At 35.0% G+C, this 16,761-nt stretch carries 18 protein-coding genes, 1 other RNA gene and 1 pseudogene; 14 read left to right on the forward strand and 6 right to left on the reverse strand.

Annotated features, from left to right (window positions below; genetic code table 11):
* The first annotated feature begins 3 nt into the window (after nucleotides 1–3).
* From AACP56_RS15825 to AACP56_RS15835, 3 genes are read left to right on the forward strand one after another with little or no spacing between them, the layout of a single operon-like run.
* The gene (locus tag AACP56_RS15825) at nucleotides 4–930 is read left to right on the forward strand and encodes an aspartate carbamoyltransferase catalytic subunit (protein ID WP_339335365.1); all 927 of its coding nucleotides are present in this window, start codon (nucleotides 4–6) and stop codon (nucleotides 928–930) included.
* A 1-nt stretch (nucleotide 931) separates the two neighbouring features.
* Nucleotides 932–1,264, forward strand: coding sequence for a ribonuclease Z (locus AACP56_RS15830; protein ID WP_339335363.1), 333 nt, complete (start codon nucleotides 932–934; stop codon nucleotides 1,262–1,264).
* The gene (locus AACP56_RS15835; protein ID WP_339335361.1) at nucleotides 1,261–2,166 is read left to right on the forward strand and encodes a ribonuclease Z; all 906 of its coding nucleotides are present in this window, start codon (nucleotides 1,261–1,263) and stop codon (nucleotides 2,164–2,166) included. The genes AACP56_RS15830 and AACP56_RS15835 overlap by 4 nt, the downstream gene beginning before the upstream one ends.
* Before the next feature lie 32 nt (nucleotides 2,167–2,198).
* Here AACP56_RS15835 and AACP56_RS15840 read toward each other — a convergent pair whose 3' ends face one another.
* The gene (locus AACP56_RS15840; RefSeq protein WP_339335359.1) at nucleotides 2,199–2,936 is read right to left on the reverse strand and encodes a hypothetical protein; all 738 of its coding nucleotides are present in this window, start codon (nucleotides 2,934–2,936) and stop codon (nucleotides 2,199–2,201) included.
* A 141-nt stretch (nucleotides 2,937–3,077) separates the two neighbouring features.
* Here AACP56_RS15840 and pdxH point away from each other — a divergent pair, with 141 nt between their 5' ends.
* Genes pdxH through ppk1 form a run of 3 tightly spaced genes read left to right on the forward strand, consistent with a single transcriptional unit; the run spans nucleotide 3,078 to nucleotide 6,299 of the window.
* Nucleotides 3,078–3,725 carry a pyridoxamine 5'-phosphate oxidase gene (pdxH, locus tag AACP56_RS15845; RefSeq protein ID WP_339335357.1) on the forward strand — a complete coding sequence of 216 codons (648 nt, stop codon included), beginning with the start codon at nucleotides 3,078–3,080 and terminating at the stop codon, nucleotides 3,723–3,725.
* Nucleotides 3,726–3,730: 5 nt separating this feature from the next.
* Nucleotides 3,731–4,216 (forward strand): SixA phosphatase family protein, encoded by a 486-nt coding sequence (locus AACP56_RS15850; RefSeq protein ID WP_339335355.1) that lies wholly within the window; start codon nucleotides 3,731–3,733, stop codon nucleotides 4,214–4,216.
* Between the two features lies 1 nt (nucleotide 4,217).
* Complete coding sequence (gene ppk1 / locus AACP56_RS15855; protein ID WP_339335353.1) at nucleotides 4,218–6,299, forward strand: polyphosphate kinase 1; 2,082 nt, start codon at nucleotides 4,218–4,220, stop codon at nucleotides 6,297–6,299.
* 4 nt (nucleotides 6,300–6,303) lie between these two features.
* On the opposite strand, the gene AACP56_RS15860 is transcribed toward ppk1, so the two are convergent.
* Nucleotides 6,304–6,885 (reverse strand): tRNA-(ms[2]io[6]A)-hydroxylase, encoded by a 582-nt coding sequence (locus tag AACP56_RS15860; protein WP_339335492.1) that lies wholly within the window; start codon nucleotides 6,883–6,885, stop codon nucleotides 6,304–6,306.
* 126 nt (nucleotides 6,886–7,011) lie between these two features.
* Here AACP56_RS15860 and AACP56_RS15865 point away from each other — a divergent pair, with 126 nt between their 5' ends.
* Nucleotides 7,012–7,371, forward strand: coding sequence for a transmembrane 220 family protein (locus tag AACP56_RS15865; protein ID WP_339335351.1), 360 nt, complete (start codon nucleotides 7,012–7,014; stop codon nucleotides 7,369–7,371).
* On the opposite strand, the gene AACP56_RS15870 is transcribed toward AACP56_RS15865, so the two are convergent.
* Nucleotides 7,360–9,093: a DNA polymerase III subunit gamma/tau gene (locus tag AACP56_RS15870; RefSeq protein WP_339335349.1), complete on the reverse strand. Its 1,734-nt coding sequence runs from the start codon at nucleotides 9,091–9,093 to the stop codon at nucleotides 7,360–7,362. The genes AACP56_RS15865 and AACP56_RS15870 overlap by 12 nt on opposite strands.
* Before the next feature lie 107 nt (nucleotides 9,094–9,200).
* Here AACP56_RS15870 and rnpB point away from each other — a divergent pair.
* Nucleotides 9,201–9,500: RNase P RNA component class A (gene rnpB, locus AACP56_RS15875), an RNA gene on the forward strand.
* On the opposite strand, the pseudogene AACP56_RS15880 reads toward rnpB, so the two are convergent.
* From AACP56_RS15880 to AACP56_RS15890, 3 genes and pseudogenes are all read right to left on the reverse strand, one after another.
* Nucleotides 9,498–10,028: pseudogene (locus AACP56_RS15880) on the reverse strand (RsmD family RNA methyltransferase); the annotation flags it as partial. The gene rnpB and the pseudogene AACP56_RS15880 sit on opposite strands and share 3 nt — an antisense overlap.
* Before the next feature lie 5 nt (nucleotides 10,029–10,033).
* Nucleotides 10,034–10,858 carry a DUF3822 family protein gene (locus tag AACP56_RS15885; protein ID WP_339335347.1) on the reverse strand — a complete coding sequence of 275 codons (825 nt, stop codon included), beginning with the start codon at nucleotides 10,856–10,858 and terminating at the stop codon, nucleotides 10,034–10,036.
* Nucleotides 10,839–11,486 carry a hypothetical protein gene (locus AACP56_RS15890; RefSeq protein ID WP_339335345.1) on the reverse strand — a complete coding sequence of 216 codons (648 nt, stop codon included), beginning with the start codon at nucleotides 11,484–11,486 and terminating at the stop codon, nucleotides 10,839–10,841. Before AACP56_RS15890 ends, AACP56_RS15885 begins: the two co-directional genes overlap by 20 nt.
* A gap of 101 nt (nucleotides 11,487–11,587) precedes the next feature.
* On the opposite strand from AACP56_RS15890, the gene AACP56_RS15895 reads away from it, so the two are divergent.
* From AACP56_RS15895 to AACP56_RS15920, 6 genes are read left to right on the forward strand one after another with little or no spacing between them, the layout of a single operon-like run.
* A complete protein-coding gene (locus tag AACP56_RS15895; protein ID WP_339335343.1) occupies nucleotides 11,588–13,027 on the forward strand; it encodes an ATP-dependent DNA helicase in 1,440 nt (479 codons plus the stop codon).
* A gap of 25 nt (nucleotides 13,028–13,052) precedes the next feature.
* Entirely contained in the window at nucleotides 13,053–13,622 is a 570-nt protein-coding gene (locus AACP56_RS15900) for a DUF4126 domain-containing protein (RefSeq protein WP_339335341.1), read from the forward strand.
* A gap of 26 nt (nucleotides 13,623–13,648) precedes the next feature.
* Nucleotides 13,649–14,362, forward strand: a complete 714-nt coding sequence (gene kdsB / locus AACP56_RS15905; RefSeq protein WP_339335490.1) for a 3-deoxy-manno-octulosonate cytidylyltransferase — start codon at nucleotides 13,649–13,651, stop codon at nucleotides 14,360–14,362.
* Nucleotides 14,353–15,060, forward strand: a complete 708-nt coding sequence (locus tag AACP56_RS15910; protein WP_339335339.1) for an HAD family hydrolase — start codon at nucleotides 14,353–14,355, stop codon at nucleotides 15,058–15,060. The genes kdsB and AACP56_RS15910 overlap by 10 nt, the downstream gene beginning before the upstream one ends.
* A complete protein-coding gene (locus tag AACP56_RS15915) occupies nucleotides 15,060–16,190 on the forward strand; it encodes an iron-containing alcohol dehydrogenase family protein (RefSeq protein ID WP_339335337.1) in 1,131 nt (376 codons plus the stop codon). Before AACP56_RS15910 ends, AACP56_RS15915 begins: the two co-directional genes overlap by 1 nt.
* Nucleotides 16,191–16,217: 27 nt before the next feature.
* Nucleotides 16,218–16,757 (forward strand): 1-acyl-sn-glycerol-3-phosphate acyltransferase, encoded by a 540-nt coding sequence (locus tag AACP56_RS15920; RefSeq protein ID WP_339335335.1) that lies wholly within the window; start codon nucleotides 16,218–16,220, stop codon nucleotides 16,755–16,757.
* Nucleotides 16,758–16,761 lie beyond the last annotated feature (4 nt).

Below are 16,761 nucleotides of genomic sequence, written 5' to 3' on the forward strand. Positions count from 1 at the left end.
AGAATGAGCGAGTTAAGCGTAAATCATTTATTGGGAATAAAATACCTTAACAAAAAGGATATTGACCTAATTTTTGAAACCGCAGACCATTTCAAGGAAGTTATCAATCGCTCCATTAAAAAAGTACCCACTTTAAGAGATATTACAATAGCCAATATTTTCTTTGAGAACAGTACGCGTACAAAACTCTCTTTTGAGCTAGCAGAAAAAAGATTATCTGCAGATGTCATTAATTTTTCGGCATCACAATCATCAGTAAAAAAAGGAGAGACCTTAATTGATACGGTAAACAATATTCTATCCATGAAAGTGGATATGGTCGTCATGCGACACCCAAATCCTGGTGCCGGAATTTTTCTATCTAAACATGTAAATGCATCAATAATTAACGCGGGAGACGGAGCACATGAACACCCTACACAAGCTTTGTTGGACTCTTACTCAATACGAGAGAAACTGGGAGATGTCGCTGGAAAAAATGTGGTTATAGTGGGTGATATTTTACATTCGAGGGTAGCCCTTTCCAATATATTTGCTTTAAAGTTGCAAAAGGCCAATGTAAAAGTTTGTGGTCCTAAAACCTTAATCCCAAAGCATATAGAATCCTTGGGTGTGGAAGTGGAAACTAACCTAAGAAAGGCTTTGGAGTGGTGCGACGTAGCGAATATGCTACGCGTACAAAACGAGCGGATGGATGTAAGTTATTTTCCCACTACAAGAGAGTATACTCAGCAGTTTGGAGTGAATAAGGCGCTGCTGGATAGCCTAAACAATCAGATTGTGATTATGCACCCAGGACCAATAAATAGAGGTGTGGAAATTACCAGTGATGTTGCAGATTCAAATCAATCCATTATCTTAGAGCAAGTAGAAAATGGAGTTGCTATTAGAATGGCCGTAATTTACTTACTGGCCTCAAAAATTAAATGATATGATTTTTGACAAGGACGGAACAACAACCATAGTTTTTCAAGAAGATATATCGTTAAAAGCTTTTTTAACGAACCTAAACAATGCTTATAAGAATATTAAGCATGATCATATTATTGTTAACCTGTTTTCTTTCAGTGAGCTCAATGCCAATGATGTTTTAGAATTTTTGGAACTATCCAATACCCATCGCGAAGCCAAAAAATCATTTGTATTGGTTACCGAAAAGGTATCTTTTGATGAAGTGCCTGATGAAATATGTGTAGTACCAACAATCCAAGAAGCGAAAGATATTATTGAAATGGAGGAAATAGAGCGCGACCTTGAATTATGAAGCTCACCATACTAGGTTGCTATTCTGCCACTCCACGTACAATGACCAACCCTACCTCACAGGTTTTGGAAATTAAAAACCATATATTTTTAATAGACTGTGGAGAAGGGACCCAAGTACAATTACGGCAGCATAAATTAAAATTTTCCAGAATCAAACATATATTTATTTCCCACTTGCATGGAGATCATTTTTTTGGTCTGCCTGGTTTAATTTCCACTTTTCGCTTATTGGGAAGGGAATCAGAACTCCATATCTATGGGCCAAAAGGAATTAAAGAGGCTATAACGCTTTTTCTAAAACTTGGGAATTCTTGGACAAACTATCCCTTGTTATTCCATGAATTGAATTCAAAAGAGCCTGAGCTAGTTTTTGAAGATGAAAAGGTTAAAGTGAGCACAATTCCCCTTAACCATAGAATATATACTAACGGATTCTTATTTGAAGAAAAGCTTTCTCTTAGAGCATTGAATGTGGAAGTTGTAGCAAAGCATAAAATAGACAAAAGTCAATTTAATAGCATTAAAAAGGGTAAAGATGGGACCTCTAAAGACGGTGATTTAATACCTAATAAAGCCTTGACTTTTGACCCTCCAAAGCCTAAAAGCTATGCATTTTGTAGTGATACTGCTTATAAGGAGGATATTATACCTATAATAGAAAATGTGGATTTACTGTATCATGAATCTACTTTTTTAGAGACGGAACAACACTTATGTGCTAAAACTAAGCATTCTACTGCAGCTGAAGCAGCTACAATTGCAAAAAAGGCCAATGTAAAGCAACTCTTGTTGGGACACTATTCTACTAGGTACAAGTCTATATCCCTTTTTAAAGAAGAAGCTGAACCAATTTTTAAAAATGTAGAATTGGCTGATGATGGAAAGGTTTTTGAGATTTAAATGTCACGGCCAATACGGATGTAAAAAAACATTTATCTCTTTTCTACTTCCGTAAGAAGTAGTTGGTCCAGTTCTTCTATGTGAGATATCAACAATTTTATCCATCCATTGAAATATTCCCTTTGACCAATTGATGTACGTAGAATAGTCTTGTACCTTTCGTTTGTTTTTAAGGCTTCATAATCTAATGGCACATTACCTGAAGTTGGTTTCTGCCAAGTGACTTCTATGGATTTAAACAGTTCGATTAAAATAGGGGTTACAGTAGAATAATAGAATTGAGATTGGCGCTGATCCAAAGTTTCGGCGAATACATACCTTTCCTCATATAGTTGTGTAAGTAAAATTCGAGTTGAGTCATTCTTTATGAAATCAAGACCGTACAATTTTGCTTTCTCATAAGCATGAGCCCTAGGGGCAACCTTCCACCAAAGATTTGCGTTTTCAAAATGTAATGCTAAGGAATCATGGTAAGGAAGATTTTGTTCTAGATGGAGAAGAATTATGGAACACGATTTCTGGGTTCCTTTATTTCCCTCATAAGAAAAATTTAGGAGTTGCAAATCATCCGAAATTGCTTTCCGAAGTTCTATAAGTATTTTTATTTCAACTTCTCTACTTTTCCCATTTTCATTCCAGTTATTTAATTGGAGTGCGATTAAAATCCCAAAGACTATCAAAAAAAGTTCACCTACGGCATAAACAAGATATTTGCTTAATCTTTTTTCAGATAGTAATGTTTGTCGAATTGCTCGAAAGAATTTAAACATTGGTTTTTGAACAAATTATAAAGGCTGACTAGCTCTTAAAGAGTAAGTTATCATATTTTTAATTGAAAGTTGAGAATTATAAATAAAATTCGATTTTCGGAACTTTTTCTTCTCCCCATTTTTGCGGAACTTTGTGATACTATGCAAAAAGACCTTAGCGATTATAGAAAATCATACGAAAAAAGTGAATTGAATGAGTCTTCTATAGATGAAAACCCATTGCAACAATTCCAAAAATGGTTTTATGAGGTTGAAGCCACTGATGGGTTGGAGGAACCCAATGCGATGACAGTTTCAACTATTGGAACTGACGGTTTTCCTAAGAACAGAGTGGTTCTTATGAAGAAATTTACTTACGAAGGCTTTATTTTTTATACCAATTATAAAAGTGAGAAAGGAAGAGCGATAGAAAAGAATCCATCAATTTGCTTATCATTTTTTTGGCCAAACTTAGAAAGACAGGTAATCGTAAAGGGTAAAGCGGAAAGAGTAGCTAAAAATCTTTCAGATGGCTATTTTGAGTCACGCCCCAAAGGCAGTCAATTGGGAGCTGTGGTTTCGGAACAGAGTGAGACCGTAGAATCTAGAGACATTCTTGAAATGCGTTTAAAGAAACTGGAAGAAGATTATGAAGGTAAAGCTGTAAATAGACCAGAGCACTGGGGGGGATATTTGGTTAGACCAATATCCATAGAGTTTTGGCAAGGAAGACCAAACCGTCTGCACGATAGGATCCGGTATACATTGCTTGATGACCTTAATTGGAAAATAGAAAGACTACAACCGTAAGAAGCATGAAAACTATCATATTTGTAAGACATGCCAAATCTTCGTGGGATTATGATGTTAAAGATGAAGACAGGCCTTTAAAAGAAAGGGGCATAAATGATGCGCATTTGGTTGCCCAAAAATTAGAATCTCAGAAAAAAGTTATTGATTTTGTTTTTTCCAGTCCTGCCAATAGAGCATTGCATACTTGCATGATTTTCTTAAAAATTTTGGATTTTGACCGAAGTAAATTATTGGTTAATAAAGACTTATATGATTTTTCTGGGGAAAGTGTTTTAAACTTTATCAAAGAAGTGGACAATGATTGCCAAACAATACTTGTTTTTGGTCATAATTATGCACTTACCACACTTGTAAATACGCTTGGAGATAGGTATATTGAAAACGTGCCGACGGCAGGGTTGGTAGAAATTGAATTCCCAGTTGAAAATTGGGAAACTATTTCAAAAGGTAAAACAGTACAAGTTATTTTTCCAAAAGAATTAAGATAGAATGGCCAAAGCTCAAAACGAATATGTAAACAGGGAAATTAGCTGGTTACATTTTAATGATAGGGTATTACAGGAAAGTGCGGATAAAAATGTACCGTTGATTGAGCGATTACGTTTTTTGGGAATATTCAGTAACAATTTGGATGAATTTTTTAAGGTACGTTATGCAACTGTAAAGCGTATAGTAGAAGCAGGAAAAAGCGGTAAAAGCGTTTTGGGAGGTCAAATAGCAAAAGATCTGTTGGAAGAGATTACACAAGTGGTCATTAAACAACAAACAAAAAGTTTAGAGATTTTAAAGCAAATTGAGGCGGAACTAGCAACGGAGAATATCCATATTATTAATGAAACAGAAGTTTCAGAAAAACAGGCCTTATTTATTAAGGATTATTTTTCGCGGAAAGTAAGCCCGGAGCTCATAGTGATTATTCTAAATAATCTGGCTGAGTTTCCAAGACTAAAAGACACTGCGGCTTACCTAGCAGTAAAAATGGCTTTAAAAAAAGAGGAAAGTGGTTTTTTAAAGCGAAAAACGGAGATGCAATATGCGCTTATTGAGATTCCCAAGGGAATTGACCGTTTTGTGGTTTTGCCAGAAGAGAACGGTAAAAATTACATCATCATCCTAGATGATCTAATCCGTTTTTGTTTGGATAATATTTTTACCATGTTCGAGTATAAAGATATTTCTGCACATATGATAAAAATCACGAGAGATGCAGAACTTGATATTGATAACGACTTAAGTAAAAGTTTTATAGAAAAAATTTCTTCTAGTGTGGAGCATCGAAAAATTGGTGACCCGGTGCGTTTCGTTTATGATAAAAAAATTAAAGTAGATACACTCCGCTTTCTAAAAGAGAAAATGAATATCGAGGAAACGGATAGTGTTATCCCAGGCGGTAGATATCATAATCGTAGGGATTACATGGGATTTCCAAGCCTTGGACGCACAGATTTATTGTATGATAAGATAACACCACTGCCTGTTAAAGGGTTTAGTCTAGAAGGTAGCTTATTAGAACAGATAGCCCAAAAAGATTTTCTAATTTATACTCCTTACCATACCTATTCTTATGTTGTTAAATTTTTAAAGGAAGCAGCTTTAGACCCTTTTGTAAAATCGATACAGATTACAGTTTATCGCTTGGCCAGTAATTCACAAGTAGCTGCGGCCTTAATAAATGCAGCAAAAAATGGTAAACAGGTAACTGTGCAAATTGAGCTACAAGCCCGTTTTGACGAGCAAGCAAATATTGAATACGCCAATCAATTACAAGAAGAGGGTATAAAATTAATTTTTGGGATTCCAGGCCTTAAAGTGCATAGTAAAATATGTTTGGCAGAGCGTGAAGAGAAAGGTAAAGTAAAACGTTATGGCTTCATAAGCACAGGTAATTTCAATGAGTCTACCGCAAAAATTTACACGGATTATACATTATTTACAGCAAACGAAGCCATATTAAAGGAGCTACAGAAAGTATTTGGTTTCTTTGAGACTACTTATAAAATAAACAAGTATAAACACCTTATAGTTTCGCCCCATTACACAAAGAATGTTTTTGCTAAGCTTATTGATAATGAAATTGCAAACGCAATTGTAGGCAAAGAAGCTTACATCAAAATAAAAATGAACAGCTTCACTTCCTATAAAATGGTAGATAAGTTGTATGAGGCAAGTAGGGCAGGGGTCAAAGTGCAGTTGATTATCAGGGGTATATGTTGTTTGGTCCCAGGTGTAGAGGGGATGAGTGAAAATATTGAAGCAATTAGTGTAGTTGATAAATTTTTAGAGCACCCCAGGTTATTCATTTTTGGGAATGATGGAAATCCTAGAGTTTACATATCATCAGCAGATTGGATGACCAGAAACTTGGATTATCGTGTGGAAGTGGGTTGTCCAATATATGATGAAGATGTAAAGCAAGAGTTATTGGATACTTTTGAAATTTCTTGGAATGATAACACCAAGGCTAGGGTGTTCTCTGATAAACATGACAACGCTTATAAAGATGATGATAAGCCAAAGGTACGTTCACAGTTCGCACTATATGACTATTACAAGAAAAAATTGGAAGAGTAATTTTTTAACCGTGAATTGTTTCTTTATTGCCTAGACCTTTCATGATTTCTGCTTCGTAGATTAATAAATCCTGCCATTTTTGATTTACTTCTTCTACATCCCCATATTTTCGAGCAAATTTTAAGAACATCGTATAGTGACTAGCTTCGCTGACCATTAATTTATGATAAAAATGGGAAAGTTCTTTGTCCTCTAATTCTTCGGAAAGCAATCTAAAACGTTCACAACTTCTAGCTTCAATGAGCGCAGCGTATAAAAGTCTATGAACCAATTGAGTAGTACGATTCCCTCCTTTTGGGAAAAACTTTAAAAGTTGTATAACATATTCGTCTTTTCGATCCCTACCAAGGACTGAACCCCGTTTTAATATCAAGTCATGCACCATTTTAAAGTGCCCCATTTCTTCCCTAGATAGTGCAATCATTTCTTGTGTCAATTCAGTATACTCTGGGAATGAAACTATAAGTGAAATAGCTGTGCTTGCAGCTTTTTGCTCACAATAGGCATGGTCTGTTAAAATTTCTTCGATATTTTTTTCTACAATATTTACCCATCTAGGGTCAGTAGGTAGTTTTAAGCCTAGCATAGTTGTTATGGATTCCAATTACAAAGATATTAAGTTAGTTATATATAGCTTATCATATACTATTTCTAGAGTTATATTTGTTACAGGATACCAGTAGAAATTTTTAAATATGATTTATGTGTTATTATGAATAAGCTTTTTAAGATCATTGCTATCATATTTACCGTTTTATTTATTTGGTCAGCTGTGTTACAAGGAAATGATCCAGATGCTTTTAGATGGTACTTAATTTATGGAATGGGAGCACTAGCTTCCATCTTTTTCATTATCAATCAGCTTAAACCCAAGTGGGGAATAATTTTAGCTGTTTTTTATTTTGGTTTTGCGATTTACAATTGGCCAACAAAATTTGAGGGATTTACCATTGATGAAGGTGATATTGTAAATATTGAAAGAGCGCGAGAAGTGGGAGGCTTGTTTATTTCAGGATTTGCAATGTTAATTTATTGTGCAAGAATGTGGTACGCTAATAAATCAAAGGTCTAAATCAAACTCTTTTCTGAGTAAATCAATTACCGGATTTTTTTCTTTTAGTTTTTGATATTTTTCTTCTGGTGTAAATACAAATTTCTTAGAAGTTTCTTCATTCACCGTAATCTGAAGAGAAATACTATAATTATTTAGGTTTTCCTTTAAATAGTTGAGCATTAAACTTTGTTCACGCTCCACTTCTTTTTTCATTGTGGAGTTGGGAAGCTCAATCCAAATAGTATTTCCATTTTTAAGTTTTGGGATATCAGCATTCAAATTTGAAGCTAATATTTTCTTTCCTTTATCATCCAACTTTTTTACAAAATCGACCCAATGCTTTTGCATTTCTTCTTCTGAAAAAGGTTGTGTGGGTTTTTCTTCTTCTGTTTTTAACCCCGATTTATTATTCTCATGCTCTTTTTTAGCATTTAGGCTGGAAATTGATAACCCTGAAACCCTATTGGGCAAGTTTTTTAGTTGAATCTTTTTTGGAACAGGTTTTACTTCAATTTTAACTGTTTCTTCGGCTAAGTCCGGTGTATTTCTTGCGGTATTATGTTCATCCCTAGCAGTTGGCTTAATAGTAACTTCTTCTTTGATAGAGTAAGAAGGTGCTTGGGTATAATCTTGGCTTTTAAAGTAAGTTGCTGGAACTAAGAAATCAGGCTTTTTTTTTTCTGTATCAAAAGTCAATGAAGCTAACTTCATCAAAGTAAGCTCAACTAAAAGGCGTTGATTTTTACTGGCCCTATATTTGAGGTCACAATCATTTGCGATATCCAAGGCTTTGACCAGAAAATCTTGACTAGACAGCCTAGCCTGTTCTTGATATTTGTGTTTGGTATTTTCTCCAACCTCCAGTAGCTCAATGGTCTGTTCATACTTACAAACAAATAAATCCCTAAAGTGTGTAGCTATACCATTTATAAAATGGTGCCCATCAAACCCTAAGGATAATGTCTTGTTAAATAGAACAAGAAGTTCAGGAATTTTATTTTCAAGAATTAAGTCTGTAGCTTCAAAAAAAGTATCGTAATCTAAAACATTTAAATTTTCGGTAACCGCTTTTCGGGTTAGTTCTTTTCCTGAGAAACTTACGACCCTATCAAATATAGATAATGCATCACGCATGGCGCCATCGGCTTTTTGAGCTATAATATGTAATGCATCTTCTTCAGCATTAATACCTTGCTCTTGGGCTATGTATTTTAAATATTCCGCTGCATCCTTTACCGTAATTCGTTTAAAGTCAAAAATCTGACATCTAGAAAGTATAGTTGGAATTATTTTATGCTTCTCCGTAGTTGCTAGAATAAAAATGGCATGTTTTGGAGGTTCCTCCAAAGTCTTTAAAAATGCATTAAATGCAGATTGGGATAGCATATGAACCTCATCAATAATATATACTTTATACTTTCCAACTTGCGGTGGAATACGAACTTGATCAATAAGACTTCTGATGTCATCTACAGAGTTATTAGAGGCGGCATCTAACTCAAAAATGTTAAATGCAAAATCTTCATTCTCTTTTTCGGTGCCATCTTGATTTATTTTTTTTGCCAAAATCCTAGCACATGTAGTTTTACCTACGCCACGTGGTCCACAGAAAAGTAAAGCTTGGGCCAAATGGTTGTTTTCAATAGCATTTGTTAAAGTATTGGTGATAGCTTGTTGCCCAACTACATCTTTAAAGGTTTGGGGACGGTATTTTCTAGCTGAGACTATAAAGGGTTCCAATACAACAAATTTTTGATGCTATACAAATATAAAAATAGCACATTCGATTACAGATTGTATACTGGAATTAAGCCATCTTTTTATTAACAATTACTTTACCTTTGCGGTCGGCAGGTCACCTTATCGCGGTTCAATTTATTGAAACGAGGAAAGTCCGGACACCAAAGTGCAATATAGCGGGTAATACCCGTCATTCGTTTAGGCGAAGCGGACTAGTGCAACAGAAAGCAAGTACAGTTCGGCTGTAGTGAAATCAGGTAAACTCTATATGGTGAAACGTCATGTAAACCAGCGTTAAATGGCTGCACGCTAAAGCTGGAGGGTAGGCGGTTAGAACCTTTGGGCAACTAAAGGTCTAGATAAATGATAAGGCTTAGACAGAATCCGGCTTATGACCTGCTTTTTTCAAAAAAACTAAAAACGCTACTACCATATTTTCGCTTTTCTGTAAAGTGGGATAGTTCACTTAAATCAGTTTGTTCTGCATGTTCAATGATTAATGCACCTTCTTCTAGTAATAATCCATTGGAGAAAACCAATTCAGGAATTTTAGAAAACTTATCTAAACCCAAATCATATGGTGGATCGGCAAAAATGATGTCATATTTATTTTTAGTTCGTTCAAGAAATTTAAAAACATCACTTTTTACAGTATCTATTTCAAAATTTAATTCTGTAGAAGTTTTTGAAATAAATCGAATACAACCAGTATGGCCGTCGACAGCCGTTATATTGCCTGAACCTCTTGAAGCAAACTCAAAACTGATATTGCCAGTACCCGAAAATAAATCCAATACAGAAAGGTCCTCAAAAAAATAACGGTTATTCAAAATATTGAATAAAGCTTCTTTGGCCATATCCGTAGTGGGCCTCACTGGTAATTTCTTTGGAGCTGTTAGTCGCTTGCCCTTATATTTTCCTGAAATAATACGCATTAGGACTAGTTGAACATAGTAAGGTCTATAGATTCCTTGTCCTCTTCATTAAACGTGTATGAATTGTTTTTTGGAAGAAAAACAGATACTTTTTTAATGTAAGTATAACAAGTTTCAAACAACTCGTCACCTTCTTCAACCTCGCCAAAAAGTCTTAGTTTAGTTGTACTCACATCTAGTTGAAGTTGTTCAAATGTGAATAAAACATAGTAAAGAAAGTCCTCTTTTGTTCGATATTCAAATTGATTATAGATTAGAAGTTTCTTTTGGTCCAATACTACTAATTCTAGCTCTCTTTCAGCTACATGAACATAACATATAGATTTAGAGCTTGGCTTTTGTAAAAGTAAGGTCTGTAAAATGGCCGTGCTACTATGTTTGAATATAAACTCCCCAAAATTTTCGAAAACATAATTGTTGATATTTGTAAAAGGAACATAAACACAGACAATATCTTGATTATCCAACTCATCATAAACTATATGGTCGTTGGCCAGTATTTTAGTGTTGAACTTCAAATAGTTTGCAAGTTCTTTTTCATCAAACAATGTTTTTGGCACTAGACTGAACAAATTGTTTTTGTGAACCACTAATACCTCAGAAAATTCCTGTTCCAGTATTTTATGTTTCCCCAACTGGGACTTTAATTCCTTTAGTACTAAGTACGGAGTAAACTCCGTTTTAAAGGAAACAGAGTCAGACAAAATAATACTATTTCGTATAGTATCGGTAATACAAAAAGAAAGTCCATTCAAACTAATTTGAATGGACAATTTCTTATAGGAGTTTACTAAACTTTTTTCTTCAGTATTAGTTGTCTTTTCTGTCATAGAGTGGTGGCCAGTTACCATTCGTACTAACATCTGTTAATGACCCTACTTTTATTTCGGTACCATTTACTTCTTCAACACTATTGTAAGAGTTTTCTTTTGCAATCAAATCTTTAGGTTGATCGTATAATACAACGTTCTTTTTAACTTTCACTTCATAAACGGGAGCTTTATATCCACTCTTGTCTATGATGTCTGCCTTCATTTCAAATTTTTCATCATTTTGGGCATATGGAACATTCATCATTGTTTTATAACGGTCATCATTCTTAAACAAAGAATCTTTTACTTTAACAAAACCTAGGGTGTCTATAACAACAGAATCTTGTTGTAGCTCAATTTGATAGACTTTATCAAAACGCATAAACGAAGTATCTCTCTGCTGTGTTATAGTGTAACTGCCTGTATCAATAAACTTGACAAGACTATTAAAGTTGCCGGCATATCTTCCATTTACGGATTTATATGCATCTTGAGAGTCTCTAATGTCTTTTAACTTATTGATTACGGCTGAAAATCGCTCTTCACGAACTTTATTGAATTCTATAGGTGCATTGATTGATTTGTAGATTAAGAAACCTAACCCGATGCAGACAATCCAAAGAACTACTTGTAAAATGGTTTTCATTAGTGTATGAGTTAATTAATTTAGTGGTTTAGACAAATCTACAATTTTTTTTCAATCACGAAAGTTTTTGCCATAAAAATCATGCCTATATTTGGGGCTTTATGACTCATTTTACAACCGTAGATTTCCATAAGGTTTTAGTAGAGAAGTTTCCACATTCGCCAACAGGTTTACAAGACGTTACCTTACATAAATTGGCAGATTTTGTACTGTCCAAAGAAAAGGGAAAACTGTTTTTATTGAAAGGCTTTGCGGGAACGGGAAAAACAACCATTATTGGCAGCATCGTAAAGAACTTATGGCATGCAAAAATGAAATCGGTTTTAATGGCCCCAACCGGCAGGGCTGCAAAAGTGATGTCAAACTACGCTAATACCAAGGCTTTTACAATTCATAAAAAAATATATTTTCCTAAAAAGCAATCAAGTGGTGCTATTCAATTTGTTCTGGCGCCCAATAAACATAGGGATACCATATTCATAGTTGATGAGGCGTCTATGATTCCTGATGCTCCGGCAGATTCCAAACTATTTGAAAATGGCTCTTTATTGGATGACCTTATTTTTTATGTGTACTCTGGTCATAATTGTAAGTTGATTTTAATTGGTGATACTGCGCAGTTGCCCCCTGTTAAATTGGATTTGAGCCCAGCTTTAGATGAAAATAAGCTAGAGCTACATTATAATAAGTCTGTAGTTAAGATTGAACTGGATGAAGTGATGCGACAGACAAGTGATTCTGGAATCTTGTTCAATGCAACCAACCTACGTGAACAATTACAAAGCGATTTTTTTGAAGAATTTAAGTTTCATCTAAACACTTTTAGTGATATTGTTAGGTTGATAGATGGACATGAAATACAGGAAGCCATAGATTCATCTTACTCGCAAAATGGCAAAGAAGAAACCGCAATAATTGTTCGTTCCAATAAAAGGGCAAATTTATATAATGAGAATATCAGGGAGCGTATTCTTTATTTAGAGAATCAGATTGCCGTTGGAGATTTTATGATGGTGGTCAAGAACAATTACTTTTGGCTTAAACCAACTTCTGAAGCTGGTTTTATAGCAAATGGGGATATAATTGAAATATTGGAGCTCTTTTCCATAAAGGAGTTATATGGTTTTACCTTTGCTGAGGTAAAAGTGCAAATGGTAGATTACCCTAATCAAAAACCTTTTGAGACCGCACTATTGTTAGACACCATTAAAGCAGAGACACCCTCTTTACCTTATGAAGAAAGTAACCGCTTGTACCATGAGGTGTCTAAAGATTTTGCCCACGAAAAATCCAAGTACAAGAAATTTCTTGGAGTAAAGAACAACAAATATTTTAATGCGCTCCAAGTCAAATTTTCTTACGCGATAACCTGTCACAAATCTCAGGGAGGACAATGGAACACCATTTTTGTAGAACAGCCTTATTTGCCCAACGGAATAGATAGGGATTATTTAAGATGGTTGTATACGGCTGTTACAAGAGCAAAAAATCAGTTATATCTTATTGGGTTTAAAGATGATTTTTTTGTTGCTTCTGAATAGCCTATTTTAGTAAAAACCGTTTAAAATGACACCAGAAACTATATTGAGCATTTTTCTAGGTATTGGTCTTGCTGCCTCTACAGGGTTTAGGGTGTTTCTACCCTTGTTTGCCTTAAGCTTGGCTTCTTATTTTGGAGTTTGGGATTTGAATGAAAATTGGGTATGGATAGGTAGTTTAGCTGCTGTAATTACTCTTGGAGTAGCTACTGTTGCAGAGATTTTTGCCTATTTTATTCCTTGGGTGGATAATGCATTGGATAGTATCGCCATACCACTTGCCGCCATTGCAGGTACAGCTGTAATGGTTTCTACAATTGCAAATCTTGATCCAGTAGTAACTTGGTCTTTAGCCATAATTGCTGGTGGTGGAACAGCCGCCGCTATAAAGGGTGCAAACGCTACCGGAAGACTTACCTCTACTGCTACGACAGGCGGTTTGGCCAATCCAGTAGTGTCAACGGTTGAGACTGGGACTGCAGTCGTGGTTTCCACAGCGTCTATATTTGCCCCACTTTTAGCTGCGGTACTCGTTATCATAATTTTAGCTATTATTTTCAGAATATATAGAAAACTAAGACCTAAGACCAGAACGTAACCCCTAGCAAAGTGAAAATAATCTCAATGATTCCGGCTCGCTACCAAGCATCTAGATTTCCAGCAAAATTAATGCAGGATTTGGAAGGGAAACCAGTTATTCTCAGAACCTATGAAGCAACTGTAAGTACTAAACTTTTTGATGAGGTATATGTGGTAACCGATAGTGAAATTATTTATAACCTTATTGAAGATACGGGTGGAAAAGCCATCATGAGTAAGCAGAAACACGAAAGTGGGAGTGATAGAATTGCAGAAGCTGTTGTAAACATGAACGTGGATATTGTGATTAATGTTCAAGGAGATGAACCTTTTATAGATAAGAAAAGCCTTGAAAAAACTATTGAAGTATTCAAAGCTGATACTAAAGCTGAAATTGATTTAGCTTCCTTAATGACCCCAATTACAGATTGGGAAGAAATTTCAAACCCCAATACGGTTAAAGTAATAGTGGACAATAGAAATTTTGCCTTATACTTTTCTAGATCGCCGATTCCTTATCCCAGGGATAAAGAAGTAGCCACTACTTACTATAAACACAAAGGTATTTATGCATTTCGGAAAAGAGCTTTAGTGGATTTTCAAAGACTATCAATGTTAGAATTAGAAGCCACAGAGAAAATAGAAGCCATTCGGTTTTTAGAGTATGGCAAAAAAATAAAAATGGTGGAGACAGATATCACAGGAATAGAGATAGATACCCCAGAAGATTTAGAAAGAGCAAAAAAAGCATGGAAATAGATTTTTCTACTATCAAGGTCATTGGCTTTGATGCTGACGATACCTTATGGGTAAACGAAACTTATTTTAGGGAAACGGAAGAACATTTTGCTGAACTTTTAGAAGGATATGAAACAAAGAATAAAATAGACCAAGAGTTATTTAAGATGGAAATGCAAAATCTTAAAGCTTACGGATATGGTATTAAAGGTTTTGTACTTTCAATGATAGAATCCGCACTTGATTTATCCAATAATAACCTGCCACAAGAAACCATTTCTAAAATTTTGAATCTTGGCAAAAAAATGATTTTGCACCCTGTAGAACTCTTGGATGGAGTAGAGGAGGTGCTAGAAAAGTTAGAGAAAAACTATAGGCTTATCGTTTTGACAAAAGGAGATTTGTTAGACCAAGAGCGGAAACTGGAAAAGTCAGGTTTGTCCAAGTATTTTCATCATGTAGAAGTATTAAGTGATAAAAAAGAATCCAACTATGAGAAATTATTGAACCATCTTGAAATTGATAAAAAAGAGTTTTTAATGGTAGGGAATTCTCTAAAGTCAGATGTTATACCTATATTAAACATTGGTGCGATGGCTGTTCATATACCCTTTCATACGACTTGGGCACATGAACAGGTATCCCAAAAAGAAGAAAAAATAAACAATCACTTAAAGCTGAATAGCATACGTGATATTTTGAAGTACTTATCAAATTAATGAAGATAGAAAAGGAAATAGCGAATCAGAAAAGGGAAGTTTCGACAATAAATAAGGTTCATAGAAATTTTCCCATGGTGCCCCGAGTGGTATTCGGAAGGGGAAGTTTTAATCAGCTTGGAGAAATTTTGTTGCCCAAAAGACGTAATTCAGATGCACCTTTTATTTTTTTGGTAGATGATTTTTTTCATGGTAAAGAGTTGGAACAACAAATACCATGGTTGTTTAATGACCAGATTATTTTTATTTCTGCAGATGAAGAGCCCAAAACAGAACAGGTTGATGCTTTAGTCAATAAGATAAAAACTGACTTTGAGGAACTACCATCGGGTATCGTCGGAATAGGAGGGGGTACTTTATTGGATTTAGCAAAAGCAGTAGCTATAATGCTCACAAATAACGGATCTTCAGAAAAATACCAAGGTTGGGATTTAGTATCAAAAAAATCAATTTATCATGTTGGAATTCCCACGATAAGCGGTACTGGAGCTGAAGTCTCCCGAACAGCCGTATTATCAGGACCAAATAAAAAATTGGGAATAAACTCAGATTTTACCACGTATGATCAAGTGGTTTTAGATCCTGATTTGGTAGGTACCGTCCCAAAAGAACAATGGTTTTACACAGGTATGGATTGTTTTATACATTGTATAGAATCTTTAAGTGGTACTTACTTGAATGCCTTTAGCCAAAGTTATGGCGAAAAGGCTCTTGATTTATGTAAAGAAGTATTTCTTGGGGATATATGTCAGCAGGATTCTGAAGAAAAATTAATGATGGCTTCATGGCATGGAGGCATGAGTATTGCGTATTCCCAAGTTGGGATTGCACATGCAATGAGCTATGGACTTTCACATTTATTGGGTGTGAAGCATGGTATTGGAAACTGTTTAGTTTTTCAACATTTAAGCGAATTTTACCCTGAGGGCGTGAAATTATTCAACGAGATGAAGCAAAAACATGGAATTGTTTTTCCAACTGGTATTTGCGACAATTTAACCGACGATGAATTGGATAGTATGGTTTCCGTTTCCCTTTCAATGGATGCACTATGGGAGAATGCCTTAGGGCGTGACTGGCGTAATAAAATTTCGCCAGAAAAGCTTAAATCGATTTATTTAAAGATTTAAGAATCTTATATCACCATAAACCAAGTAATGCAACACCTTGCAAAATACATTTATTTTAAAATACTGGGGTGGAAACTAATAGGCGACTTCCCTAAAATTGATAAGGCCGTTTTTATTGTTGTGCCCCATACAAGCTGGGTGGATTTTTTTTTAGGGTTGCTGATTCGGAGGGTTTGGAACGAAGAAATCAATTTTATAGCAAAAAAAAGTCTCTTTAAATTCCCTTTTGGCTGGTATTTTAAGTGGATGGGTGGCGCACCAATCGATAGAAGTAAAAATAACGATACAGTTACTTCAATTGCCAACATTTTCAATGATAGAGATAAATTTAGGTTGGCGCTATCGCCAGAAGGAACTCGTAAAAAGGTGACAACATGGAAAACAGGTTTTTATTACATTGCTAAAACTGCCAATGTTCCCATTGTTATGGTCACTTTTGACTATGGTAAAAAGCAAATTCAGATTTCAGAACCCCACTTTCCTACAGAAGACAAAGAGGCAGATTTTAAATTGTACACCTCTTTCTTTAAAGGTGTTATAGGAAAGGTTCCAGAATATAGTTTTTAATTTT

The sequence above is a fragment of the Croceitalea sp. MTPC6 genome, from assembly GCF_036985525.1.
GTDB lineage: Bacteria > Bacteroidota > Bacteroidia > Flavobacteriales > Flavobacteriaceae > Croceitalea.